Genomic DNA, 24,438 nt, shown 5'->3' with positions numbered 1-24,438 from the left:
ATCTTACTCTGAAGCCTCTTCCTGTCTCTCGATTTTCAGGGTGTAGCGGTGTCCGCGGTGGTCGAAGAAGGCCGGGTAGCGGTCGTTGTCGACGACGCGCAGAAGGTCGAATTGCTCGGCGAGCGTCTTGTTGACATCTAGTCGGCTGTCATCTGCTCGGCGGCGGTCATACCAAGACGGCTCCCCCTCTTGGGCGCGGGATGTGGGCGGAGTGGGCGCGGTGACAAGATCGACGCACATGTCCACAATGGCATCGCCCATCCGGGTGCGCATCTCATCGTTCAATTCGTGTCCCTGAAACGTCAGATGCCGCTGCATGACGATATCGCCCGCGTCCGCGGCCTCGGCCATGGTGATCATCGTCAGCGGGATGTCGTTGCGCCCCTCCAAAACCTGCCAGACGAGTGGAGAGAATCCGCGCCCTCGGGGCAAATCACTGGCGTGGACCACCAGGTTCCATGCGTTACGCGTCAGCAGGTCTGGCGGCGTCAGGCCGGTGCAGCTGAGGTAGAAGGCGATGTCGCCCTCGCGCACATCGGCTTGTTTGTCAAAGGTTTGCGCGTCGTGACCCGCCGCATTCAGGCGCGCGGCAAGGTCATCTGCGTGGGGCGTGAACCAGCCGCCGGGTGGATCGCTGATTACGCTGACGCGGCGCCGTTTGGGCCAAGAAGCGGTCATGGATTGGCCTTCGCGGTAAGCATGTCAGAAAGCACTGCGGCAACACGCGCCGCGCCCTTTCCATCACAAGCCGCAGCCGCGGCGGCGGACATGGCGACGATCTGGTCGGGATTGTCGAACAGATCCTCCAGCGCCGCGCGCAGGGCGTCGTCGTCATGCGGTTTAACCGCCCGCGCCATGCCCGCCTTCGCCATGGCAGTGACGGCGGGGATTTGGTTATCGGCCAGCGGCAAGACGATCACCGGAAGCCCAAGCGCGCACCGTTCCCACGATGTGCTGCCGCCCGCGCCGATCATCAGATCGGCCCCGGCCATGTGCTCGGCCATGTTGTCGACGTCTGAGTGGATTTGGACAGCGCAGGGGAGGTCTTCTGCGGCGGACTGCACGACGCCGGGGCTCTTTGCGGCGGCACCAAGGATGATGTCGATGCTCAGATATTGCGTGCCCGGAACGGTGCGCAACACATCAAGTATCCACGTCACGACACTTTGCATGTCTCCGCCACCCAAAGAAATCAGCAGGCGCTTGACCGCGCCATTTGCCTCGGCGCGGCGGGCAAGGCTGGCGGTGCGGTAGGAGGCAAACTCCGGGCGTAGCAGGGCGTATTCAGGACCAATCAGGCGCACGGCCCCGTCGGGGACCAAACCATTATAGTCTGAGGCCTCACGGCCCAAATTCTGGTCCAGCAGCACCGCACAATCGTGGGCACGGTCGGCAACGTCATCCAGGACCATGACAGGCGCAGGCATCGCCTTGGACCAATCGGCACCAAGGCCGTAGTGATCCATCACCACCAGATCATGGCCCTGCGCCAACCCCGCTACGGCAGCAGCATCCTCCGCCGCAGATAGGCCCGCGTCGAGCAGGTGGACGACATGGCCCCGCGCGGCGATCACGTCTTCCAGATGGCCGTCGATGTCCTTGCAGACGAAGGTGGCCTGGCCGTCAATCTCATCGGCGAGGGTTAGGCAGCGCATTACATGGCCTACGCCCAATTCACGCCCCGCGTCGGCGCGGAACAGGACCTTGCGGCGCGAGTGCTGGAACATTGCGAACAGCTGCTCGGCGCGGTCCCAATCCTCGGGCGTGTCGATGTCCTGCGCGCGGCTGCGTGGGATGATCAGCGGGGCGGCATCGGGGCCGATCAGGGTCTTGCCCGCCAACCAGGCGGCTTTGCGGCCCCAGTAGAACTGGCCCACGTCGTGGTAGGCCTCTTCCAGATCCTGACTGCGGGTGAGGGCGTGTTCGGGATGGAACATCTCCATCCGGCCATCGTCGCGCAGGTAGACGCCGCGCTGGATCGGGAACGGAAAAGAAGTGACGGGGAAGGCGTAATCGGCCTCGGTCGTGTCGAGTAGCAGGCGCGCTTTGCGGATATCCTCGGGCAAGACGAAGGGGGCGGTCGCATAGAGGCAACAGACAAAATCCTGCGGGCCCCAAAGCGCCTCGGCCTCGTCCACGGCATGGGCGATGACGGGCACCGTTGGTGTGGCATCATCGGACAGGTTCGCGGGCCGCATGAATGGCACTTCCGCCCCGGCGACACGGGCGACCTCGGCAATCTCGGGGTCGTCGGTCGTGACAATTACATGATCGAACACGTTTGAGGCCAGCGCCGCCTCGATCGACCAGACGATCATCGGTTTGCCGAAGAATGGGCGGACATTCTTGCGCGGGATGCGCTTGGACCCGCCGCGCGCCGGGATGACGCACAGGCTCATGCCGCGACCTCTGCCTTGATCGCCGAGATAACTTCGGCCTGCTGTTCGTCGCTCATGGTGGCATAAAGCGGGATGGAAATCGCGCGGCTATAATAATCCTCGGCCACTGGGAAATCGCCGGGGTTGAAGCCCATGCGGCGGTAGTGCGGCTGCAAATGCACGGGGATATAGTGAACGTTCACCCCAAGGCCCGCCGCGCGCAGACCCTCGAACACCGGGCGCCGTGAGGCCGCGTCTTGCAGGCGAATGACGTAGAGGTGCCAGGACGACGACGCATCTTCCAAGCGCCCCGGCAGGTCCAACGCCAGCCCGGCAAGCTCCGCGTCATAGCGATCCGCCCGCGCCGCGCGCGCCGCAACATAGGCGTCCAGCCGCTGTAACTGTGTCACGCCAAGGGCGGCCTGCATCTCGGTCATGCGGTAGTTATATCCGAGGTCGATCTGTTGGTAGTACCACGGACCGTCGCTGTCGCCCTCCATCAGATCGGCGTCGCGGGTCACGCCGTGGGATCGAAAATAGCCCATCTTGCGCGCCAGATCGGTGTCGTTCGTGACGGCCATGCCGCCTTCCGCCGTGGTAATGATCTTCACCGGGTGGAAACTGAAAACGGTGATATCGGCAAGGCCATGGGCGCCGACGAAGGCATCGCGGTAGCGCCCGCCGATGGCGTGGCTGGCGTCCTCGATGATCTTGAAGCCGTATTGGTCCGCCAGCGCCCGGATCGCCGCCATGTCACAGGATTGGCCGCACATATCCACGGGCACGACGATCTTGGGCAGTGTCCCCTCTCGTTCCGCCAGTTCCAGCTTTGCTGCCAGCGCCTTGGGGCAAATGTTGAAGGTCTCTGCGTCGATATCGACGAAATCGACCTCTGCCCCACAGTATAGCCCCGCATTGGCCGAGGCCACGAAGGTGATGGGCGAGGTCCACAACCGGTCACCGGCCCCAAGGCCAAGCGCCAGACATGCGATATGCAGCGCCGAGGTGGCCGAGTTCACGGCCACGGCGTGGGGCGCCCCGATGTGGGAGGCCAAGGCATCCTCGAACGCGGGCACGCGCGGGCCTTGCGTCAGGAAATCCGACGTCAGGACCTCCAGCACACCGTCGATGTCATCCTGCGTGATGTCCTGGCGGCCGTAGGGGATCATCAGATGGCTCCGATTTTGTGCTCGTTGGCGGTGATCCAGGCCTCCAGATCTTCGGGCTTCATCCAGTCCTTGTTGTTGTCGCTGGAATAGAGGAACCCTTCGGCCACGGGGCGACCATCCTTGATCCGCGACGTGGTGGAAGACCAGTTGTTGATGTTGGGCAGGATCTTGAAATGCTTGTCATACTCGAACGTATGGGGCGCGTCTTCGGGACCGATCATCTGCTCGTGCAGCTTCTCGCCGGGGCGGATGCCGATGGTTTCCTGCTTGGCCTCGGGCGCCACGGCGGTGGCGATATCACCGATGACCATGGAGGGGATCTTCTTGACGTAGATCTCTCCGCCTTCCATGTCCTCGAACGCGTGCCAGACCAGCTCTACGCCCTGTTCCAGTGTGATCATGAAGCGGGTCATGCGCGGGTCGGTGATCGGCAAAACGCCGCTGTCACGGATAGAGCGGAAGAACGGAATGACCGACCCGCGCGAGCCCATGACATTGCCGTAGCGCACGACGGAAAAGCGTGTCTCATGCTCGCCGGAATAGGCGTTGCCCGCGACAAACAGCTTGTCAGACGCCAGTTTCGTCGCGCCATAAAGGTTGATCGGGCTGGACGCCTTGTCGGTGGACAGCGCCACGATACGCTTCACGCCCTTGTCGATGCAGGCATCGATCAGGTTCATCGCACCGTTAATGTTGGTCTTCACACATTCGAACGGGTTGTATTCCGCCGTCGGCACGATCTTGGTGGCCGCCGCGTGCACCACGTAATCCACCCCGTCAAGCGCCCGGTACAGACGATCCCGGTCGCGCACATCGCCGATGAAGAACCGCACCCGAGGGTCGTCCTTGAACTTCTTGGCCATGTCCCACTGCTTCATCTCATCGCGCGACAACACAATGATCTTCGCAGGATCATACTTCTCCAAGGTCATTGGAATGAACGTATTGCCAAAAGATCCGGTGCCGCCGGTGACAAGAATTGTGCTTTTTTCAAACATGGGGTGTAGGTCCGAAAGAGTTTGGTGCCGCGCAGAGCGGCTTGTGATCAATTGGCTCTGCTCTTCCAGTCTGCAAGCCAAAGGGAGAGCGAAAACGGGGCGAAAACGTCCCTGAACCAAATGCGGTTATCCCCGTTACAGAAGGACGTGTAAAGGTCGAGGTAGGTCGCACGATCAACCAGCCCCAACTGGTAGACAGGATTAGCCGGATCGCCCATCAAATCGAGCACCCGCGCGCGCAATTCGCCTTTGAACCAATCTGCTTCAGGATTCACGAAGCCTTTCTTGTCCTTGCGCCAGGAGATCGAGGCAGGCAGCTTGTCTTCGAATGCTTTGCGCAGGGCGTACTTCGTCCAGCCACGCTGCATCTTCAGATGCACGGGCAGTTTCAACCCCATCTCGAGTACTCTGTAGTCGAGGAACGGCGAGCGGACCTCGCGCGACATTGCCATCGACATGCGGTCCTCATAGTGGCACAGGTACGGCACACTCAGCCGCTCGATGTCCAATAACTGCCGGTTGGCAATGCCGCCTCCGATCTCTGACAGGTCGATGGGCGCGTAGGCCTCTTTGGCGGCGGGCCCGAGGATCGAGGCATTCTTGGCTCCCAGGTAGCGTTTGGCCTCAGAGAACTTGAACTGCCCGAGCATCGTGCCGTTGCTGATGAAATTCGCAAGAAACCCGGTGCCAGATAGGATGCGACCGGACTTTAACCGCGACTTGGCTTCCAAGAACGGGAACTTGCGGTAGCCGCAAAACGCCTCGTCCGCGCCTTGGCCGGTGAGGATCGCGGTGATGTTCCGGGCGCGGGCCTGTTCCATCAGTTTGTAAAACAGAACTGAGGAGAGCGACGAGAGCGGACCGTCGTTCATATGGTTGCATCGTTTTATCAGATCGTAGGTCGCGTCCGGCCCGTCGCTCGCCATATCCAGCGACACAAGCGTCACGTCGGACCCCAGATGAGACGCCATGGCATGGACGAACTCACTTTCGTCATCGGCAGCGCCCGGGTGCACAACCGAAAGCAGGGCGGCTGCAACCCCGTTTTCTGCCTGTGCCTCAGCCGCGACAGCGGCCAGAATAGAGGAGTCGAGCCCGCCAGACAGCGCAATACCCACCGGCACGTCGGCGTGCAGGCGCAACCGGGTCGCATCGGACACCAAGTCCCGCAGCGTTGCCAAATGATCTTCATCCCGGAGAGTTGGATTCAGAGGGCTCATGTCTGCAGTCCAATAGCGCCTCACGTTCGACAAACCGTCGTGCGGACGATCAATACGCAGTTCACCAATGCTGGCTGGTGGCAGGCCTTGCACACCATCGACCCAAGACAACTCGTCCGCATTCTGTAGAATTTGGCCAAGATACCTGGCCGCGACGGTGGCATTGGGGGTCGGATCAAAATCGGGCAAAGCAAAGAAGGCTTTCACCTCGGACGCCACATAAAAGCTGCTGCCCCGCTGCGTGTAGTTCAACGGCTTCTTGCCGAGTCTGTCACGGCTGAGATAGATGAGGCCCGCCTCGCGGTCGCAAACCACAATGCCTCACATGCCGTTGAAGGCGCGACAGGCCTCGTCGATGCCGACCCGTTCAATCACTTTCAACGCGACTTCGGTGTCAGTATCGCTCTGCAGGTTGTTTAGGCCGAACTGCGCGATCAACTCGCGGTAGTTATAGATCTCGCCGTTGAACAGGATAGTGAGCTTTCCCGACTCGGAATGCATCGGTTGCAAGCCTCGATCACTGAGATCGAGAAGCGCCAGCCGTTGGTGCGCAAAGCCGATGTGGCTGTCACCGATCCGCTCAAAATGAACTCCGCTGCCGTCAGGCCCAGATGCTGCTGTAGCTCGGCTGCCTTCTGGATAAATTGTTTGTTCGGTTCACGCGTGAGCGCAAAGACTAAACCACACATCTGCGAGACCTCTGAGGCAGTGAAATTGAAACCGACGCACTTCACATCAAAGCGGCTGTCGCTGCGCTCCTACAACCCACATAACCGCTCCACAACAGAAACGCCGTCCGCTCCAAGACCGGCTGAATTGGCTTGGTGCCTACCGGGATGGAGACAAATTGCCCGGCATCAGATGAAAGTTAAGCGGTCTGTCGTGCTATAATAATATGCGGGGTGATGCCAAGTTCGGTGCACCGACGTCGAAAGGTCCAGGCAGTCTGAGCTTGGTGCAGTAAACTGGCTGGGGTGGTAGGATTCGAACCTACGATACACGGTACCAAAAACCGATGCCTTACCGCTTGGCTACACCCCAACTGTGCCGGAGGGGATACGACGCACTGGGACGGGGATCAAGACCTCGTTTGCGTTTTTCCGTGCCGGATTTTCGCTATTCTTGCGGCGCTTCCCGGCGGAGCAGGTCATCGCCGGGCAGAGCCTCGCGTTCGGTGTCGATGATCTCTTTCAATGCGGCGCCGTCATCGGTGCCCACGTCCTGGACCTCAACCTGCGCCGCAGCGGGCGTGGGGGTGGCGGCGGCTGGGTGCGCCGCTTCGGGAATTTCGGCGCCAACCAGTCGGTAAGTGGGTTCCGGCAGGGAAATTCCGGACTCTTCCAGGCGCGCTTTCACGACGCGGATCGCCTCGCCCTTCGCCATACCGATGCCCGTCTCGTGTTGCTTGATCCAACCGGCGGCGGTGATGTCGATGGTCGACGCGCCAAGACCTTCGACCCAGACGCCGGGGCCTGGCGTCTCCAGCACGAACGGAAGCTCCGTCAGGGCCGCAAGGATGATCCGTTGCGCCTCGGCAATGTCGGCATTGGGATCAATCCCGACAAGGAAGGTGAAGCGCCGCTCATCATTGCGGGTAAAATTTGTGATCTTCGCCTTGAACACGGTCGAGTTGGGGATTCGTATATGGTTTCCGTCAAGGCTGAGGAGGATCGTGGCGCGGCTGGTCAGGCGGATGACGTGACCCATCTCGCTATCGATCTCCACCAGGTCTTTGGGGCGGAAGGGTTGGCGGATCGACAGCATGATCGACGAGATGAAGTTTTCCACCGTGTCGCGCACGGCGAAACCGATAGCGAGGCCAACGATACCCGCAGCACCCAAAATGGTGCCCAGAAGCGCTGTGGCATTCAGCAGGTCCAACGCCAGCACGATGCCGAGAACGACAAAGGCCAGCCTTACGATCTGGCGATAGATGTCTGCGATGAACGCGTTGGGCGCGATCGCATCCCAGGGCCACTGGCGGCGCGCCAGCCACAAGCCAAAGACGACCATCAGCGCACCCGCGCTCAGGGCCACAAGGATCAGGGGGGAGAAGGCAATCGCCTGTTCGATCCGTTCCTGCATCCGCGCGATGGCGGGGTTCAGCCGCTCTACCACATCGGTGCTTTCGGTGACCGTGTTCTCGATCGCGACCACGCCTTCGACGCGCGCGACCAATTCGTTGAGGGCGCCGATCCTGCTGGCATCCACAACGGTGCCGCGCAGCGTCACGATGCCGTTGGACACGGTGGCGCGGACATCATCATACCCGTCGAGTTGACCCAGAATGGCCATGATCCTGTCGCGCGTTGCGAAGTCCTGCGCCCGGTCACTTTCGACCGCGATGGTCCCATCGGGCTGGCTACCTTGGGTTTGGGCAAGGATCGGGCCACATAGCGAAACCGCGATCAGCGTGGCGAGAAGCGTTCTGATCATAGGCGCACTGGGTGCGCCTTGGCCACGGCATCCAGCGCCATGAGCGTGCCGATCACATCGGCCATATCGTCCAGCGCGATCATGTTGGGCCCGTCTGAGGGGGCATTATCAGGGGCTTCGTGGGTCTCCAGAAAGACCCCGCCAATGCCAAGGGCCACGGCGGCGCGGGCCAGTACGGGGGCGAATTCGCGCTGTCCGCCCGATGATCCGCCAAGTCCACCGGGCTGCGCCACGGCGTGGGTGGCATCCATGATCACCGGATAGCCGGTCTTGGCCATTTCCGGCAGGGATCGCATGTCGGCGACCAAGGCGTTGTAGCCGAACGAAACGCCGCGTTCGGTCAGCATCAGCCGCTCATTGCCGGTGCTTGCCACCTTCTCGGCCACGTTCGCCATATCCCAGGGGGCCAGGAACTGGCCCTTTTTTATGTTGATCGCCGCGCCACTCTCTCCGGCGGCCAGCAAAAGGTCGGTCTGTCGACATAAAAATGCGGGAATTTGAATTATATCAACGGCCTGAGCGGCCTGAGTACACTGCTCAGGGGCGTGAACGTCGGTCAGGACGGGGCAGCCGAATTCCTCGCGGATGGCCGCAAGGATCGCCAGACCCGCTTCCATACCAAGCCCTCGCTTTCCCGAAAGGGACGTGCGGTTGGCTTTGTCATAGCTGCCTTTGAAAACGAACTGGGCGCCCGCATCCGCGCAGACCTGCGCCATATGTCCAGCGATCATGCGCGCGTGATCCAGGCTTTCCAACTGGCACGGCCCCGCGATCACCAAGAGGGGCGCCGCGTTTGATACGCTCAATCCCCCAATCTCTACCGTCTTCATCTGTGATCCCCCGGGGCCCCCGTCGGAGCTGTTGGCCCCGAGGTGGCAGGATCAGGAGCTTACCTGTTCCCGCAAGATCGAGGCGGTCATCGATACCAGAAGGTAGATGCCAGAAAAGACGACGAGTGCAAGCAACGTCTTCTCGAAGGCCTTGGGATAGGCCGCCTCATCGGGCGCAATCGGGAACACGCCCATGGAGATATAGAGCGACTGTCGGTTCGCCTCGGACCGCGCCGATTCCATACCCTGCATGGCTTCGGTCAGCATCAACTGCCGCGTTTCCAGATCGGCTTGGGCAATGACCAGCTCGGACTGAATGCGCGCAAGCGAGACCTCTCCATTGTCCTCTTCTGTCAGCGATGATCGCAGGTCCGCGATCAATTGCTCGTAGCGGGCGATGGTTTCCTCGGCAACTTGGACGCGAGTCGGATTGGGGCGAGGCGAGGCGTTGATCTCGGCCAGCCGCAGCCGTTGCTCGACCACCTGCATCTCGAAGGTCGCGATCTGGTTGAAGACTTGGTTCACCTCGGCCTCGGCCGACAGAACACCGCGTTGTTCTTGCAGTTCCAGCACACGCATCTGCGCCAGCAAAGACCGCTCTTCTGCCTCCTGGAAGGCCTCTCGGGCACCCGCCATCTGGTCTTCGCGCAAGCGCGAGGACATCTGGTCCACGCGCTCTTCGGCGTAGGTGATCAAAGCCTCGGAAAAGGCTTGGGACGTGCCCGGATCGGCGGCCAGAACCTCCATGCGGATCAAACCCTCGGTCGGGTCGTAGCCGATCGTCAGGTTGCGCAGGTAAGTCTTGTACATCTGCTCGGCCGTGGCGTCGGGCGCCAATCGAACCAGCGGATCGATATCGTCGCCCGAGAAATGCTCGCGGAAATTCAGCTCCTCATCGAGACGCAACATCGCTTCGCGGCTTTCAAGGTAGCTTTGGACCGTGATCGATTCCTGAACGGTGGCAAAGCTGGTGCCCCCCAGAAGTCCGCCCAGACCACTGCCACCCGCCGATGCTTCGGCCTTCTGGATCACGAATTCCGTGTGGGTCGCGTAAAGCGGCGTGGCAACGACGTAGTAGTAGTAGCTGACCAGCATCGTTGGCAGCAGCACAAACAGCGCCAATCGGGTGGCCAGTTGGATCAGCTTGCGGCGCCGCCGATTGGCGATATCGCGCTGCACGTTCATGATCTCGGTCGCGCGCGATTCCGCGGTATGGGCAACGCCTGCGGGCGGTGGCGGGGGCGCAACCTGCGTTGCGGGAACCTGCGCCGTCGCGGCGCGCACGGGCAGGGTGTTGCCGGCGGGTGCGGCCCCGGCGGGGGCCGCCTTCGCCTCGGCGCCCTTGTTTTCGTTGACGACCAGTTCCAGCATGTTGGACTGGCCGAACGGGTCGAGCCCGCGCTTGCGCAATTGGCGCACGGCGTCGAAATCTGACGACGGTGACAAACCGTGTTTCTGCGCCGCCCGTCGCGCCATGCGCAGTTGTCGGCCCGTCAGCCCTTCTGCCCGGATCGCGGCCAGTTCAGCCTCAACCGAGGTCCCGGCCTCCGCGCGGTCTGCCGCGGCCGACCCGGGCAAGGCCATGTCGCCAAAACCGTCGTCGGTGACATTGGGCAGGCTGGTTTCTTCGACCTCTGGCGGTCTCGCCTGGCGTGGCGTGGGGGGCGCAGCGGCAGGCGCGGCCGTGGCCGCCTCGCGCGCGTCAACGGCTTCCGCACGGCGTGTTTCACCGGTAGGGGCCACGCCGTCCGTGCGGCGGATGCGGAACTTCCTAGCCTTGGGTTTCATAGTCATAAAGCTGCTTTGCCTCTTCCAGCGTGTCGAACTGATACAGTTTGCCATCCCTCAGAACAGCGGCGCGACGCGCAAATTTCTCTAGCGTTGTCGTCTGATGCGACACGATGATCACAGTCGCGCTTTTCAGCCGCTCTGCCAGGATACCGCCCGCGCGCCGATTGAACTCGGCGTCTGTGGAACTCGGCATGCCTTCATCAATTAGATAGATATCAAATTCCAACGCCAAAAGGAGCGAGAAGTTGAACCGGGACCGCATTCCTGCGGAATAAGTACCCACGGGCATGTCGAAGTATTCTTCGATCCCGCAGACCCAGCGGCAGAACGCCTCCACGTAGTCTGGGTCAAGGCCATAGAGTTGCGCGATGTAGCGCGCGTTTTCCATCGCCGAGAGTTTGGTGATGACACCGCCCATGAACCCCAACGGGAACGAGATCCGCGCATTGCGTGTGATCGTTCCTTCATCGGGCTTCTCCAGACCGCACATCATCTTGATGAGGGTCGTCTTGCCGGTGCCGTTGGGCGCCAGAATGCCCATGGAATAACCGATATCTACGCGAAAAGAGGCCCGGTCCAGGATCACCTTGCGGCGTTCCCCGGTCCAAAAGGATTTCGATACTCCCGAAAACTCCAACATCGTTTACGCCGCCCAAAATTGCCTGCCAGCGCACCCCGTCTTAGACGCGAAGTGTCACCACATCGGAAACATACGGTCCCATTAGGGCAGTATTATGTCCATTTTGCCTGCCAGTCACAGGGTATTTTCGGCCAAATGTCGCAACCCGGGGGCAGGGGTGGACTTAAAGGTGTTGTTTTTGGACCTGCGTCAGCTTGCCCACAACGATCGAGATGACGGCCGCCCCGAACGAGAACAGCGCCCCCATCTTCGCCGCATCCTGCACCGGACCTGGGTCAAAGGCGACCGAGGCCACGAAAAGCGGGACGGTGAAGCCGATGGCGGCCACGCAGCCGATCACCACAAGATCGATCATTCGCATGCCATGTGGCAAGCCCAGACCGAGCGGTTTGGCGGCCAGCCAACCAAATACGATGATGCCAATGGGCTTGCCGATCAGAAGACCGGCAAGAACCAGCCATGTGGCCTCGCCCATGGCCGAGAATGCGACGCCCGCGTTCATCAGGCCGAATAGGCCCAGAATAATCTCGACCGGATATTTCAGCGCGTGTTCCATGGTGTTCAGAAGATCGTGCAAATGCTCTTCCGCCGCCGAAAAGATGCCGAATGCGCGGTCTGCATGGGGGACCGTCAACACGATGGGCAAAAGGCCGAGCGCCGGATGCAGACCCGATTGCATGAAGCCGTACCAACTGGCGCAGCCCATCAGGGCATAGGGCCAGAACGACAACTTGTGGCGGACCCAGGTCGACCGGCGGCGCAATTGATCGCCCCGGTCCAGATAGCGGGGCAGCCAGTTCGCCAATACATAGACGCCGACGGCTGCGCCAAACGACAGCAGAAACCAGACAGGGGCCAGATCGCCCGAGGGGTAGAATATCGCAAGGATCAGCAGGCCCGCCGCATCATCGGCAATGGCCAGTAGCAGCAGGAACCGCACCGCCGGGTGACCGGCCCCGAAGACCAGACGCCCCACAAGATAGGAGAACGCGATATCGGTGGCAGTCGGAATGGCCCACCCGTTCGCGACCGCATCAAACGTCGTGGAGCCAAGGAAATATGCAATGCCAAGGTAGACGCAGATCGGCCCGATCATGCCACCCAGTGTCGCCACCAGCGGCGTCGCGGCCTTTTTGCCGCGCATCGAACCATTCTTCAGGATCACGGCCTCCCAGACCTCTTTCGCGGCAATCGCGAAGAATAGCGCCATCAGGATGTCGTTCACCAGATAGTGCAGGGTGAGGTCTCGGACGGCATGGCCATTGCTGTCGACGAGCAAGTGCCCAATGGGGGCGTCGGCCCAGATAACGAACTGGGTGAAATGGCGGTAACTGTCGACGTCGATATTCGCCCAGACCAGTGCGATGACCGCCCCGGAGATCAGAAGCAACGAATATCCGGTGATGAAATTCCATACCCGATACATAGCCATCCCCTGTTGCCGTCCATGGCTGATTAACCAATGGGCAGCGGGGCGTCCATATCCTAGGCGATCAGGCTCCAGACCATGCCCGCCATGATTGCCCCCACCAACGCCAAGCCAAGGTAGGCGATGAACACGCGTGGCTTCACAAGGGCCCAGACAGCGACGGCGGCGGGAATGCAGCTGACACCCCCTGCGATCACGAAGGACATGGCCGCTCCCTGGCTCATGCCCTGTTCCAACATGCCCGCGATCAGAGGTACGGCGGCATAGCCGTTGAGGTATGCGGGCGCACCCACAAGGGCACCTACGATGATCGGGCCAATGCCACCTCCGCCGACAATCGTGGCGATCAGAGACGCGGGGACATAGGCAATCAGCAGCGATTGCAGCAGGTAAGCCAGCATCAGCCATTTGCCAAGGAAGACGAAGTTTTCCCACGCGGCTTGTGCGAAGGTCGCGCGGCGGTCGGCCTCTTGCCAGAAACGCCAGTTGAGCGTTGTTTTCTTTGGTGTGCAGCAGCCGCTGATCGTGGGTCGTGTCCGCAGGGGATCGGCGAAGACCGGCGTTCTGGCGAAGGTCATCACCACGTTGCCGCCGAAAATGCCAAGGGCCACGGCGGCAACGGTCTTGGCGATGGCAAAGTCATATCCCAGCCCGCCTGCGGTAATTGCAAACATCGCCGGGTCCATCAGCGGCGAGGCCAGCCAGAACGCCATTACGGCGCTGAGCGGCGCACCGGCCGCGAGCAGCGCGGCCACAAACGGAATCACCTCGCACGAACAGAAGGGCGAAAGCCCGCCCGCCAATGCCCCCACAACGATCATCCGCGCCTCGCGGCCCGCGAACGCGCCGTCCAGCAAACGCTCGGACCCGGTGGCTTTCATCACGCCGATTGCGGCGACCGCAAAAAGAATTAACGGCAAGGTCCCGCTGAAATGTTCCCAGGTCTCGGCAAGGGTCGGCACGACGGCGGGGCGATCGAAGAACGACAGAACCGCAAGGATCAGGACGAAGGTGAGGGCCACCTTGTCAATTCGGCCCCAAAGTTGAGGGAACAGGCGAGGGGGAAGGGTTTGGTCAGCCATCTTGACCTCCGTCAGAACCATGCCCGCCCATATCGGCGCAGCATTCAGCGATCAGAAACGCGGAAAGCGCCTCGATCGCGCTGTGATCGATGTGCGACAGGATGCGCCGCCCGTCCTTGCGTTGGGCCACGAGGCCCGCGGACACCAGCTGTTTCAGGTGATGGGTCAGGACAGAGCCCGTTACACCCACGGCTTCCCCCAGCTCTCCCATCGGCAAGCCCTCGGGGCCTGCGCGCACAAGTCTGCGCACGATGGCGAGGCGCTGCTCGGACCCGAGCGCGGCAAACGCAGTGGCCGCAAGGGTCAGTTCGGGGAGGGGGAGGGCTGTCTGTTTCATGTTTCTATGATTATAGAAATTAAGAAGCGACGCAAGCCCCTTTTATTGGCCCCTTTTCGGCGACCCCTTTTCGCAAGCTACCCATGGTATAGGTTGCGCCCCATGTCAGACCTTCGCGCCATCGCCCAAGACCTTGGCACCTGTCGCCTTTGCGCCGAGCGGTTCGCAGCAACGGCGACGAGCCACCGCCCCAACCCCGTGGTCTGGTTTCAACCGGGCGCGCGCATCCTGATTGCCAGCCAGGCGCCGGGAATGCGCGTACACGTCGCCAACACGCCGTTCTGGGATCGATCAGGCGACCGATTGCGGGACTGGATGGGGATCGACGAGGCCACTTTCTACGACCGCAGCCACGTGGCGATCGTGCCGATGGCGTTCTGTTTTCCGGGCTATGACGCAAAGGGCTCGGATCTGCCGCCACCCAAAATCTGCGCCGCCACATGGCGCGCGCTGATCGTCGAGGCGCTTTCCGACGTGCGCTTGACCTTGCTGATCGGTGGCTACGCGCAAGCCTGGCATCTGGGCGGCAAGGTTCCCGTCACCGCGCGGGTGGCGGCATGGCGCGACCATGCGCCCACGGTCTTTCCCTTGCCTCATCCGTCGTGGCGCAATACCGCGTGGCTCAAACGAAACCCGTGGTTCGAGGACGCGCTTTTGCCGGTCCTGCGCGCCCGCGTGGCAGAGGTATTGAACGAATGACCCCCCTGGACGACGCCTTCGCGGCGATGGATGCCGCCCCCGATGACGCAAAACTGCGTCTGGCCTGGTTTGACCGCCTCGCCGCCTCCGAGATGTTCCTGCTGCTGGAAGACGAGGCAGAAGGCGATCGCATCCGCCCGAAGGTCTTTGGCGTGGACGGCGCGGATCTGGTGGTGGCCTTTGACCGGGAAGAACGCCTTGCCGCCTTTGCAGGCGACATCGCGCCTTTCGTGGGCATGTCGGGCCGGGTGATGGCGGGCATGTTGGCGGAGGCCGGACTGGGCTTGGCGGTCAATTTGGGCACCGCGTACGAGACGGTTCTGGAGGGTGAGGCGATTGGCTGGCTGGCCGGCACGCTCAGCCAAGCGCCCGAGGCGATCGAGGACCGGCCTGACGAAATTCTGCCGCCCGACGGCCTGCCCGAGACGCTGCTGACCGCCCTGGATGCGCGTCTTGCCACCACCCACGGTCGCGCGTCCCTTGCCTATCTTGTGGCGACGCGCCACGACGACGGAAGGCGTGGGCACCTGTTGGCCTTTGTCGAGGCGATGGACGGCTATGAGGGTGCCCTGGCGCAATTGGTGGGCGATGCGCTGAGCTTCTCGGGGTTGGAAGCGGGAAGCTTGGACGTGGGGTTTTTCAGGGCGTCGGATCCGATGTGCGCGACTTTCGCGAAGGTCGGATTGCGGTTCGATCTGCCGCAATTGGCGGATCCGATTGCGCCTGTTGCGCCGGGCAGCGACCCCGACAAGCCGCCGCGCTTGCGGTAGGCGACGGGTCCGAGGGGCCAACCCCTCGGGCTCCCCGGGATATTTTCGGAACGGGGAATTAGAGGCCTAGTACCCAAGCGTCCGGTCGACGAGGTGAAGGAAGGGCGCGCCCGTCTCGCCGCGCCAGATGTTCTCGGCGATGACCTGAGAGGCGGTCTTGGGGCGGGTTTCCGAGGCGATGTGCGGCGTCACCGTGACGTTCGGGTGCGCCCAGTAGGGGTGATCTTGGGGCAGGGGCTCGGTCCGGAAGACATCAAGGGTGGCGTGGGCGATATGACCCGTATCCAGCGCCGCGAGCAAGGCGTCGTCGTCGATCAGGGGCCCACGGCCCGGATTGATGATCATCGCCCCTTTCGGAAGTTGGGCGAGGGTGTCTGCGTTGAGGATATTCTCGGTGGCGGGCGTGTCGGGCAGTAGCAGGATCACGATCTGCGCAGAGGAAAGCGCCCTGAACAAGCCGTCCACGCCATTGAAAGTCTGCACGCCCTCGATGTCCTTGGCCGAGCGCGACCAGCCCGCCACGGCAAACCCAAGGCCCGCAAGCGCGGTTGCCACCGCTTCGCCCAAGGCACCAAGGCCCAGAACCGTCACGCCCCGATGGCGTGCCAGCGGCGGCACGTCGCCATTGCGCCAGACCCCGTCCTGACCGTGGATATGGGCATCCATTCCAAGGTGGTGGCGCAGTGCATGGCCGACGCACCATTCCACCATGCCCTCGGTCAGTCCCTCATCTACCATGCGCGCCAGTGGCACCTTCAAGGTGGCGTTGTCCGTCACGTCCTCGACCCCGGCCCAGAGATTCAGGACCGCCTTCAGGCGCGTGTAGGGGGTGAAATCCTGCACTGCGGAATTGGGCGCATAGACGATGTAGTCGACTTCTGCGGGATCGGCCTGAAGCGTCAGGTTGGCGTCGCTGACACCCGCCGCCGAAAGTGCGAGCCGCAGGTGCGGCTCGTAAGTGGCCCACCGCTCGGGCTTGGCGGCGAAAAGAATCGTGGGGGCTGTCATGCTTTTTTACCTGGCTCTGTGGACGTGTGCGGATTGGACCAGCCCAAAGGCGGCCATCAGGACCAACATGGCCGAGCCACCATAGCTGACCAATGGCAGCGGCACGCCGACCACGGGCGCGAGGCCCATGACCATGGCCATGTTCAATGCGAAATAGAGAAAGAAGGTTACCGCCACGCCCATCACCATCAGCGAGGCGTAGCGATCGCGTGCCATCATCGCCGTGGCGATGCAGAACACGAGGATGAGGACATACAGCAGCAGCAGCGACGCCCCGCCGACGAAGCCGAATTCTTCAGCCAGGGTGGGGAAGATGAAATCCGTGTGGCTTTCGGGCAGGAAGTCGCCCTGGATCTGGGTGCCCTGCATGAAGCCGCGCCCGGTCCAGCCGCCAGAGCCCAGGGCGATCTGGCTTTGGGTGATGTGGTAGCCGTCGCCAAGGGGGTCGGACGACGGATCAAGAAACGTATCAATGCGCCCGTATTGGTAATCCGCCAACAATTGCCACCCGGTGCCCCGGCTTGCAAAAACGGCGGTGACTGCGCCGATACCGATGCCGATGACCGACACGAAATAAAGCCAGTGCATCCCGGCCATGAACATGACAGCACCGCCACCCATGAGGATCAGAAGCGAGGTCCCCAGATCCGGCTGAATGAAGGTCAGCGCGACGGGCAAACCGATAATCAGCAGAGGGATCACGACATAGAGCGGGTGCGAGACCTTTCCCAGGTCGAGCCAGTCATAATAGGCCGCAAGCATCATCACCACGGTGATCTTCGCCATCTCCGAGGGTTGCAACCGCATGAAACCAAGGTCAATCCAGCGTTGGGCACCGCCGCCGGTGGCCCCGAAGAATTCCACCCACAACAGCAGGATGATCGCCACGATGTAGGCCAGCACCGACATGTTGCGCCAGAACCAGATCGGCACCATGGCGACGGCCATCATCACCGCAAATCCAAGTGCGAAACGCTCCATCTGTTGCCCGGCCCAAGGGCTGAACGAGCCTCCGGCGACGGAGTACAGCATCAGGAAGCCCACCGCGGCGACGGCGCAGACCAGCATCGCAAGCGCCCAGTTCAGGTGCAGAATCTTGCGCCAGCCGGTTGGCGTGGATTTGACATTGTACTCCAGAAAACTCATGCGCGGCTCGGCTCTCTGCCGGAGGGGACGGGCGGGCTTTCGAGGATCGGAAGGCTCTCGTGCATGCGCTGGATATCGCGCCGCTGGCTGACGGGGTAAAGCTCGGGCGGCGGCACGTCTCCGACCTGCGCGCGCAACAGTACGTCGCGGCCGATGGGGGCCGCCGCGACGGACCCGCCGCCGCCATGTTCCACGATGACCGAGACGGCGTAGCGCGGGTTGTTGGCGGGCGCATAGCCTACGAACAGCGCATGGTCACGCCGCTCCCACGGAAGGTCGGCGTTGCTGATCACGCCTGCGGCGCGCTCGGCGGCGGTGATGTTACGCACCTGGCTGGTGCCGGTCTTGCCCGCAATGGTGAATTCGTCACCCATGACACGACTGCGGTAGGCTGTGCCGCGCGCATGGTTGCTGACGCGCCACATGCCTTCGTGGACCAGCGCCAGATGCGCAGGGTCTATGCCCAGATCAGGCGCGGTGCCGGGCCTTTGCGGCACACCATTGATCGAGCGTACAAGCGACGGCTCCAGCGCCTTGCCCGAAGCAATCCGCGCCGTCATCACCGCCAGGTGCAAGGGGGAGGACAGCACAAAGCCCTGCCCGATGGAGGCGTTGAGCGTATCGCCGACGACCCAATCCTGCTCGTACCGCTGGCGCTTCCAATCCATCGTGGGGGCAAGTCCCTGCGCGATGGAGGAGAGCGGCAGATCGTGGCGTACGCCACAACCCAGGCGGATCGCCATGGCCGAGATATTCTCGATCCCCACCCGTTGGGCCAACTCGTAATAATAAACGTCGCACGACTGCGAAAGGCTCTCGGCAAGGTTCATCCGCCCATGGCCGCTACGTCGCCAGCAGTGGAAGCGGCGGTTGCCGATCTCCATGAAACCCGGGCAATTCACGGTCTCTTCCGGGGTAATGAACCCGCCCTCCAGTGCCGCGAGGGCCACGACCATCTTGTAGGTCGATCCGGGGGGATAAAGGCCTTGGGTCGATTTGTTCGCCAGCGGGCGGTAGGGGTCGTTCAGCAAGCCGTTGTAGATCGTGGCCGACAGGGGCCGTGTGAAGATCGAAGGGTCATAGGTGGGCGCCGAGGCCAGCGCCAGGATGTCACCGGTCTGGCAATCCATCACCACGGCACCGGCACTTTCCCCGGTCAGCCGCGCTTCGACGTAGTTTTGTAGGCCCGCATCGACGGTCAGTTGCACGTCATCGCCTGCAATTGCGGGGTCGCGGTCAAGTTCTCGCATCACGCGGCCGTTGGCGTTGACTTCCACCCGCTTGGTGCCTGCGCTGCCCCTCAGGTTTGCTTCCAGACCCTCCTCGACGTTGAGCAGGCCGACCTGGAAGTCGGGGATGCTGAGGACCGGGTCCGTGTCGCCCGTGGCATCGCGGTAGCCGTCTGGAACGTTGCGCACGTAACCCACGACATGGGCGAAATCGGCGCCCATCGGATAGGCGCGCGACAAGCCGACCTCGGGGTTCACGCCGGGCAGGGCAGGGGCGTTCACCGCGACCGAGGACATCTCTTCCCAACTCAAACGATCCGCGATGGTCACCGGGACCCAGGGGCGCACGGCGAAGATCTCTTCCCGCGTCCGCTCCAACGCCCGCATGTCCAACGTCACGATTTGGCTCAGACGCTCCAGCACTGCGTCCACGTCGTCGGAATCTTCGCGCACGAAGGTGATGCGATAGACTGGCTCATTGCCTGCCAGAAGCACGCCGGTGCGGTCGAAGATCAACCCCCGCTCAGGCGGCAACACCCGGATAGAGATGCGATTGTCCTCGGCGAGCAGGCGAAAATCATCGGCCCGCTCGACCTGCAAATACCGCATCCGCCCGGCCAGCACAGCCGCCGTACCCCCAAAGAGGCCCCCGACGATGAGACTGCGCCGCCCGATCTGGCGGGCGCTATCCTCCATTTCCTTGGCGGTGCGCTTCATGATTTGCCCTTACAACGCCTCGAGCTCGGTCGGACCTAGCTTACGGACTCGGAAAACGAATTTCGAGATGGCAACGATAATCGGATAGGTTGCGATGGTCACAATCCCATGAGCCAACGTAAGACCCAATGAGTTCAGATCTACCAGCAGCATCCATAAGATCACCCGGTTGAGCAAAACCATACCCATGATCAGCACCGCCACGGTGCCCCATTCCACCAGGAACGGCAGCTCGGTCATGGTCAGGCGGCGGCGACGCAGGCTTTCGGCGGCGATCAGAAGCAGCGCCGTCCATAGGCCCGGCGGGCGCATGAACAGGAAATCGGCCAGTAGGAAGACCACCAGCAACAGCCCGATGGGCACCAGCAAGGGCTGGCGCACCATCCAAGCAAACGTCAAAAGCACAAGGACATCGGGGCCTGGGATGCCGCTGGCGGCAAGGTTCAGGGGCAGCAGCTTCAGCGTGATGACGCCGAGGCACAGACCAAAGAAGACGGCCCGGTAGGTCCAGATGTGTCGGGCGGAAAGCGCGCTCATTCGCTTGGGCTCGGCGCCAGTCCCCGCGCCGTCTCAAGCGGGACGAGAATGCCGTCCTCGTCCAGCCGCATCCCCTCGGGCGGCCAGGGCGGGCCGATCAGGTCGGCGGGGCTTTCCAGCGTCGTGCCGGGGTGGCTGCGCATTACTCGCATGAAGTTCAGGCGTTGCAGGTCCGCCGACAGGCGCGCGCGCATCTGTCCATCCGACGTGAATACGACCTGACCCACCAAGAGGCCCGGCGGGAACAGCCCGCCATCGCCCGAGGTCACGATCCGGTCGCCCGCCGCCACATCCTGCTCATCGTCGATGAAATCGAGGATCGGCGTCCCGGTGTTGTCCCCCATCAACAGCGCCTGTTGCCCGGACGGCATGATCGTCACCGGAATGCGGCTGGCCGCGTCCGTCAGCAGCAGGACCCGCGCCGTCCGGTCTCCAACGCCCGAGATCCGCCCCACGACGCCCAAGCCGTCCATCGTGGCCCATCCATCCAGAATACCATCCCTTGCGCCCACATTAAGCAGCACCGACCGCCGGAAGGGCGACCCACTGTCCGCCAACACGATCCCCGTCACGAACGTCAATTCCGGGTCCAGTTGCACACGGTTGAGGTCCAACAGCCGGGCGTTTTCCTGCTCCAGTTGCAAGGCCGCCTCGCGCCAGGCCCGCATCTGCTGCAACTCGCGCCGCAACTCCTGGTTCTGCTCAAACAGGCGGGCGTAGCTTTGGAAGTCTTCCGCCATGCGCGCGATCCCGCTGACTGGTGCCATGACCCACTCCATGTTGGGCACGTAGCGATCAATAATGGCGGCGCGGATACGCTCGACCCGCGGGTTGTCGATTCGCCAGACCAGCACGAGCGCCAGGAGGAACAGCACCAGAACCGCCAACAGCAAGCGCCGGACGGGTCTGGAATAGCTGTCGTCGTAGTTGTCGCGTGCCATGGGGGCACCTTTTCGCGGCTATGTGCCGTGGGGCACTATAACGAAAGAAAAGCTCGATTAGCTGTCGTAATCAATCGCATGGCGGAGCAGATTCTCATACTCCAACGCCTTGCCGGTGCCGAGAGCCACGCAGTTCAGGCTTTCGTCCGCCACGCTGATGGCAAGGCCCGTCTGCTCGCGTAGCGCCAGATCCAGCTCTCCCAGAAGCGCGCCACCGCCCGTCAGCATGACGCCACGGTCCACGATGTCCGCCGCCAGATCGGGCGGGGTGGCTTCCAGCGCGCCCATGACGGCCTCGCATATCTGCTGCACCGGCTCGGCCAGGGCTTCGGCCACCTGGGCCTGGCTGATCTCGGTCTCTTTGGGCACCCCGTTCAGCAGGTCGCGCCCGCGAATGCGCATCGAGGCACCGCGCCCGTCGTCGGGCATGCGTGCAGTGCCGATGGAGGTCTTGATCCGCTCTGCTGTGGCTTCCCCGATCAACAGGTTATGCTGACGGCGCAGGTAACTGATAATCGCGTCGTCCATCCGGTCACCGCCGACCCGCACAGAGCGCGCGTAAACGATATCGGCCAGGGACAGCACGGCCACCTCGGTCGTACCACCGCCGATGTCCACGACCATGGAGCCCGTTGGATCCGTGATCGGCATGCCCGCGCCAATCGCCGCCGCGATGGGCTCTGCAATCAGGCCCGCCTTGCGCGCGCCCGCGCCAAGAACGGATTGCCGAATGGCGCGCTTTTCCACGGGCGTGGCGCCGTGGGGCACACAGACGATGATCTTGGGCTTGGTGAAGGTGTGGCGTGAATGGACCTTGGAAATGAAGTGCTTGATCATCTCTTCGGCGACGTCGAAGTCCGCGATGACCCCGTCGCGCATCGGCCGGATGGCCTGAATGGATCCAGGCGTCCGCCCCAGCATCAGCTTGGCGTCCTCGCCAAAGGCCAGTGCCTTCTTCACGCCGTCCTTGACCTGATAGGCCACCACCGACGGTTCGTTCAGGATGACCCCCCGACCGCGCACGTAAACCAGCGTGTTCGCCGTCCCGAGGTCAATCGCCATATCGGACGAAAACAGGTTGCTAAAAAATCCGACCATGGGGCGAGGGTCCATTCGTCAATTCAAAAAGGGGCCTCCCTTACCTGAGGATGCCCACCAGAGACTCGGCATATAGACGTTGCACCCCATGGGCGGCAAGGGGCGAGCAGCGGGCGCATCGGCGCGGGGCCGCCGGGCAAAAGCCTTGCAAGGCATTTGAAAATCTCTTGCAAGAGATTTCCGCACCCGGCGCATGGGATTGGACGCGGGCGAACAGAGCCTTGCAAGGCTCTGTGCAGGGTTTTGCAAAACCCTGTGCGCGCGGGCGTCAGCCAACGTCCTTGTAGGACACCTCGCGCACGTCGGTTCCGGTCTTCTCGCGCCGCACGATCAAGCGGTTGAGCGCGTTGACGTAGGCTTTCACTGATGCCACGACCGTATCGGTATCTGCAGACTGGCCCGTCGCGATGCGCCCGTCTTCCTCGATCCGCACGGTCACGGTCGCCTGTGCGTCCATGCCTTCCGTAACGGCGCTGACTTGGTACAACTGCAGGGCCGCCTCGTTGGGGTACAGCTCTTTCACCGCATTGAACGCGGCATCCACGGGGCCATCGCCCTGCGCCGTCGCTTGCATGTCCTGGTCGCCAACCCGCAACGTCAGGTCGGCGCTTTGCGGCGCTTCCGTCCCACAGATCACCCGCAGGAACTTGACCTCCAGATGCCCTTCGCCATCGCTTCCCGCGTCGGTCACCAGCGCGATCAGGTCGTCGTCGAAAACCTCTTTCTTCCGGTCCGCCAACGCCTTGAACCGTACGAACAGATCGTTGAGCTGGTTGTCGGCCAACTCATAGCCCAAATCTTTCAACTTGGACCGCAGCGCGGCACGGCCCGAATGCTTGCCCATGACGATATTCGTTTCACTCAGCCCCACGTCTTCAGGCCGCATGATCTCGAACGTATCGGCGGACTTCAGCATCCCGTCCTGGTGAATGCCGCTTTCGTGGGCAAAGGCGTTCTTGCCGACAATCGCCTTGTTGGGCTGCACGTTGAAGCCTGAAACCGTGGCCACGCGGCGGCTCAGGTGCATGATTTTGCGCGTGTCGATGCCCGTTGTGTAGGGCATGATGTCGTGACGCACCTTCATGGCCATCACGACCTCTTCAAGCGCCGTGTTGCCCGCACGTTCGCCAAGGCCGTTGATCGTGCACTCGATCTGCCGCGCGCCACCGGCCACGGCGGCCAGGGAGTTTGCCGTCGCCATGCCCAGATCGTTGTGGCAGTGCGTCGCGAAGATGATCTCATCTGCGCCGGGAACCTCGTCGATCAAACGCCGGATCAGGTCGGCGCTTTCCACCGGGGCGGTGTAGCCGCAGGTGTCGGGGATGTTGATCGTCGTGGCGCCCGCCTTGATCGCGATCTCGACGGTGCGGGCCAGGTAATCCCACTCCGTTCGCGTTGCATCCATCGGTGACCATTGCACGTTGTCGCAGAGGTTGCGGGCATGAGTGACCGTTTCGTGGATCTTGTCAGCCATCTCGTCCATTGTCAGGTTCGGGATCGCCCGGTGCTGAGGTGAGGTGCCGATGAACGTGTGGATGCGCGGCGATTTTGCATGCTTCACCGCGTCCCAAGCCCGGTCGATGTCCTTGAAATTGGCGCGCGCCAGCCCGCAAATCGTCGAATTCACCGAGTTTTTGGCGATCTCGCGGACCGCATTGAAATCGCCTTCGGAGGCAATCGGAAAGCCGGCCTCGATGATATCGACGCCCATCTCATCCAGAAGCCCGGCGATTTCCAGTTTCTCGTCGTGGCTCATCGTCGCGCCCGGCGACTGCTCGCCATCGCGCAGGGTGGTGTCGAAAATCAATACTCGGGTGTCGGTAGTCATATCATGTTCCTTGGTTTCTGAGGTCTCCGGCGCGTTCTCTCCCCTGAGCGTTCGCGCCAAAAGGCACGCTCAGAGGCGACTAAGGAGGCGCAGTCCAAGGGCCGCAAAAGCAGCAGGCGTGATATGAGAACGCTTCGTCATGGGCGCAGACAATA

General features: G+C 62.4%; 21 protein-coding genes, 1 tRNA gene and 1 pseudogene. 2 read left to right on the top strand and 21 right to left on the bottom strand.

Annotated features, from left to right (window positions below):
- Positions 1-3: 3 nt before the first annotated feature.
- From KUL25_RS11865 to KUL25_RS11800, 14 genes and pseudogenes are all read right to left on the bottom strand, one after another.
- On the bottom strand, positions 4-678 hold the full coding sequence (locus KUL25_RS11865; RefSeq protein ID WP_257893124.1) for a formyltransferase family protein: 675 nt from the start codon (positions 676-678) through the stop codon (positions 4-6).
- Positions 675-2,399, bottom strand: coding sequence for a pseudaminic acid cytidylyltransferase (gene pseF, locus KUL25_RS11860; protein WP_257893123.1), 1,725 nt, complete (start codon positions 2,397-2,399; stop codon positions 675-677). The genes KUL25_RS11865 and pseF overlap by 4 nt, the downstream gene beginning before the upstream one ends.
- Complete coding sequence (gene pseC, locus KUL25_RS11855) at positions 2,396-3,547, bottom strand: UDP-4-amino-4,6-dideoxy-N-acetyl-beta-L-altrosamine transaminase (RefSeq protein ID WP_257893122.1); 1,152 nt, start codon at positions 3,545-3,547, stop codon at positions 2,396-2,398. The genes pseF and pseC overlap by 4 nt, the downstream gene beginning before the upstream one ends.
- Positions 3,547-4,545, bottom strand: coding sequence for a UDP-N-acetylglucosamine 4,6-dehydratase (inverting) (gene pseB / locus KUL25_RS11850; protein WP_257893121.1), 999 nt, complete (start codon positions 4,543-4,545; stop codon positions 3,547-3,549). Before pseB ends, pseC begins: the two co-directional genes overlap by 1 nt.
- 47 nt (positions 4,546-4,592) lie before the next feature.
- Positions 4,593-5,789: an asparagine synthetase B family protein gene (locus KUL25_RS11845; protein WP_345791021.1), complete on the bottom strand. Its 1,197-nt coding sequence runs from the start codon at positions 5,787-5,789 to the stop codon at positions 4,593-4,595.
- Between the two features lie 180 nt (positions 5,790-5,969).
- Positions 5,970-6,410, bottom strand: a pseudogene (locus KUL25_RS11840) (hypothetical protein); the annotation flags it as partial.
- 321 nt (positions 6,411-6,731) lie between these two features.
- Positions 6,732-6,806, bottom strand: a tRNA-Gln gene (locus KUL25_RS11835).
- A 75-nt stretch (positions 6,807-6,881) separates the two neighbouring features.
- The gene (locus tag KUL25_RS11830) at positions 6,882-8,201 is read right to left on the bottom strand and encodes a mechanosensitive ion channel family protein (protein ID WP_257893120.1); all 1,320 of its coding nucleotides are present in this window, start codon (positions 8,199-8,201) and stop codon (positions 6,882-6,884) included.
- The gene (gene kdsA / locus KUL25_RS11825) at positions 8,198-9,031 is read right to left on the bottom strand and encodes a 3-deoxy-8-phosphooctulonate synthase (RefSeq protein ID WP_257893119.1); all 834 of its coding nucleotides are present in this window, start codon (positions 9,029-9,031) and stop codon (positions 8,198-8,200) included. The genes KUL25_RS11830 and kdsA overlap by 4 nt, the downstream gene beginning before the upstream one ends.
- 51 nt (positions 9,032-9,082) lie before the next feature.
- Positions 9,083-10,825, bottom strand: coding sequence for a KpsE/RkpR family capsule polysaccharide export protein (locus KUL25_RS11820; protein ID WP_257893118.1), 1,743 nt, complete (start codon positions 10,823-10,825; stop codon positions 9,083-9,085).
- A complete protein-coding gene (locus KUL25_RS11815; protein WP_068359068.1) occupies positions 10,803-11,462 on the bottom strand; it encodes an ABC transporter ATP-binding protein in 660 nt (219 codons plus the stop codon). Before KUL25_RS11815 ends, KUL25_RS11820 begins: the two co-directional genes overlap by 23 nt.
- A gap of 163 nt (positions 11,463-11,625) precedes the next feature.
- The gene (locus KUL25_RS11810) at positions 11,626-12,888 is read right to left on the bottom strand and encodes a Na+/H+ antiporter NhaA (RefSeq protein WP_257893117.1); all 1,263 of its coding nucleotides are present in this window, start codon (positions 12,886-12,888) and stop codon (positions 11,626-11,628) included.
- A 59-nt stretch (positions 12,889-12,947) separates the two neighbouring features.
- On the bottom strand, positions 12,948-13,973 hold the full coding sequence (locus tag KUL25_RS11805) for a permease (protein ID WP_257893116.1): 1,026 nt from the start codon (positions 13,971-13,973) through the stop codon (positions 12,948-12,950).
- Positions 13,966-14,310 carry an ArsR/SmtB family transcription factor gene (locus KUL25_RS11800; RefSeq protein ID WP_257893115.1) on the bottom strand — a complete coding sequence of 115 codons (345 nt, stop codon included), beginning with the start codon at positions 14,308-14,310 and terminating at the stop codon, positions 13,966-13,968. The genes KUL25_RS11805 and KUL25_RS11800 overlap by 8 nt, the downstream gene beginning before the upstream one ends.
- Before the next feature lie 102 nt (positions 14,311-14,412).
- Between KUL25_RS11800 and KUL25_RS11795 the strand changes: the two genes are divergently transcribed.
- Together KUL25_RS11795 and KUL25_RS11790 are read left to right on the top strand one after the other, a co-directional pair.
- Positions 14,413-15,009 (top strand): uracil-DNA glycosylase family protein, encoded by a 597-nt coding sequence (locus KUL25_RS11795; RefSeq protein ID WP_257893114.1) that lies wholly within the window; start codon positions 14,413-14,415, stop codon positions 15,007-15,009.
- Positions 15,006-15,779 carry an SseB family protein gene (locus KUL25_RS11790; RefSeq protein WP_282563163.1) on the top strand — a complete coding sequence of 258 codons (774 nt, stop codon included), beginning with the start codon at positions 15,006-15,008 and terminating at the stop codon, positions 15,777-15,779. The genes KUL25_RS11795 and KUL25_RS11790 overlap by 4 nt, the downstream gene beginning before the upstream one ends.
- 66 nt (positions 15,780-15,845) lie before the next feature.
- Here KUL25_RS11790 and KUL25_RS11785 read toward each other — a convergent pair whose 3' ends face one another.
- From KUL25_RS11785 to KUL25_RS11755, 7 genes are all read right to left on the bottom strand, one after another.
- Positions 15,846-16,787, bottom strand: coding sequence for a 2-hydroxyacid dehydrogenase (locus tag KUL25_RS11785; protein ID WP_257893113.1), 942 nt, complete (start codon positions 16,785-16,787; stop codon positions 15,846-15,848).
- A gap of 6 nt (positions 16,788-16,793) precedes the next feature.
- A complete protein-coding gene (gene rodA / locus KUL25_RS11780) occupies positions 16,794-17,933 on the bottom strand; it encodes a rod shape-determining protein RodA (protein ID WP_257893112.1) in 1,140 nt (379 codons plus the stop codon).
- A complete protein-coding gene (gene mrdA / locus KUL25_RS11775) occupies positions 17,930-19,879 on the bottom strand; it encodes a penicillin-binding protein 2 (RefSeq protein WP_257893111.1) in 1,950 nt (649 codons plus the stop codon). The genes rodA and mrdA overlap by 4 nt, the downstream gene beginning before the upstream one ends.
- 9 nt (positions 19,880-19,888) lie before the next feature.
- Positions 19,889-20,416 (bottom strand): hypothetical protein, encoded by a 528-nt coding sequence (locus KUL25_RS11770; RefSeq protein ID WP_068359045.1) that lies wholly within the window; start codon positions 20,414-20,416, stop codon positions 19,889-19,891.
- Positions 20,413-21,357: a rod shape-determining protein MreC gene (gene mreC, locus KUL25_RS11765; protein WP_257893110.1), complete on the bottom strand. Its 945-nt coding sequence runs from the start codon at positions 21,355-21,357 to the stop codon at positions 20,413-20,415. The genes KUL25_RS11770 and mreC overlap by 4 nt, the downstream gene beginning before the upstream one ends.
- A 57-nt stretch (positions 21,358-21,414) precedes the next feature.
- A complete protein-coding gene (locus KUL25_RS11760; protein WP_068359039.1) occupies positions 21,415-22,455 on the bottom strand; it encodes a rod shape-determining protein in 1,041 nt (346 codons plus the stop codon).
- 268 nt (positions 22,456-22,723) lie between these two features.
- A complete protein-coding gene (locus tag KUL25_RS11755; RefSeq protein WP_257893109.1) occupies positions 22,724-24,283 on the bottom strand; it encodes a 2-isopropylmalate synthase in 1,560 nt (519 codons plus the stop codon).
- Between the last annotated feature and the right edge of the window lie 155 nt (positions 24,284-24,438).

The organism is Gymnodinialimonas phycosphaerae (genome assembly GCF_019195455.1).
Taxonomy (GTDB): Bacteria; Pseudomonadota; Alphaproteobacteria; order Rhodobacterales; family Rhodobacteraceae; genus Gymnodinialimonas; species Gymnodinialimonas phycosphaerae.
Note: the sequence above shows the minus strand (reverse complement) of the source record. Positions and strands in the feature narration are given on the sequence as shown.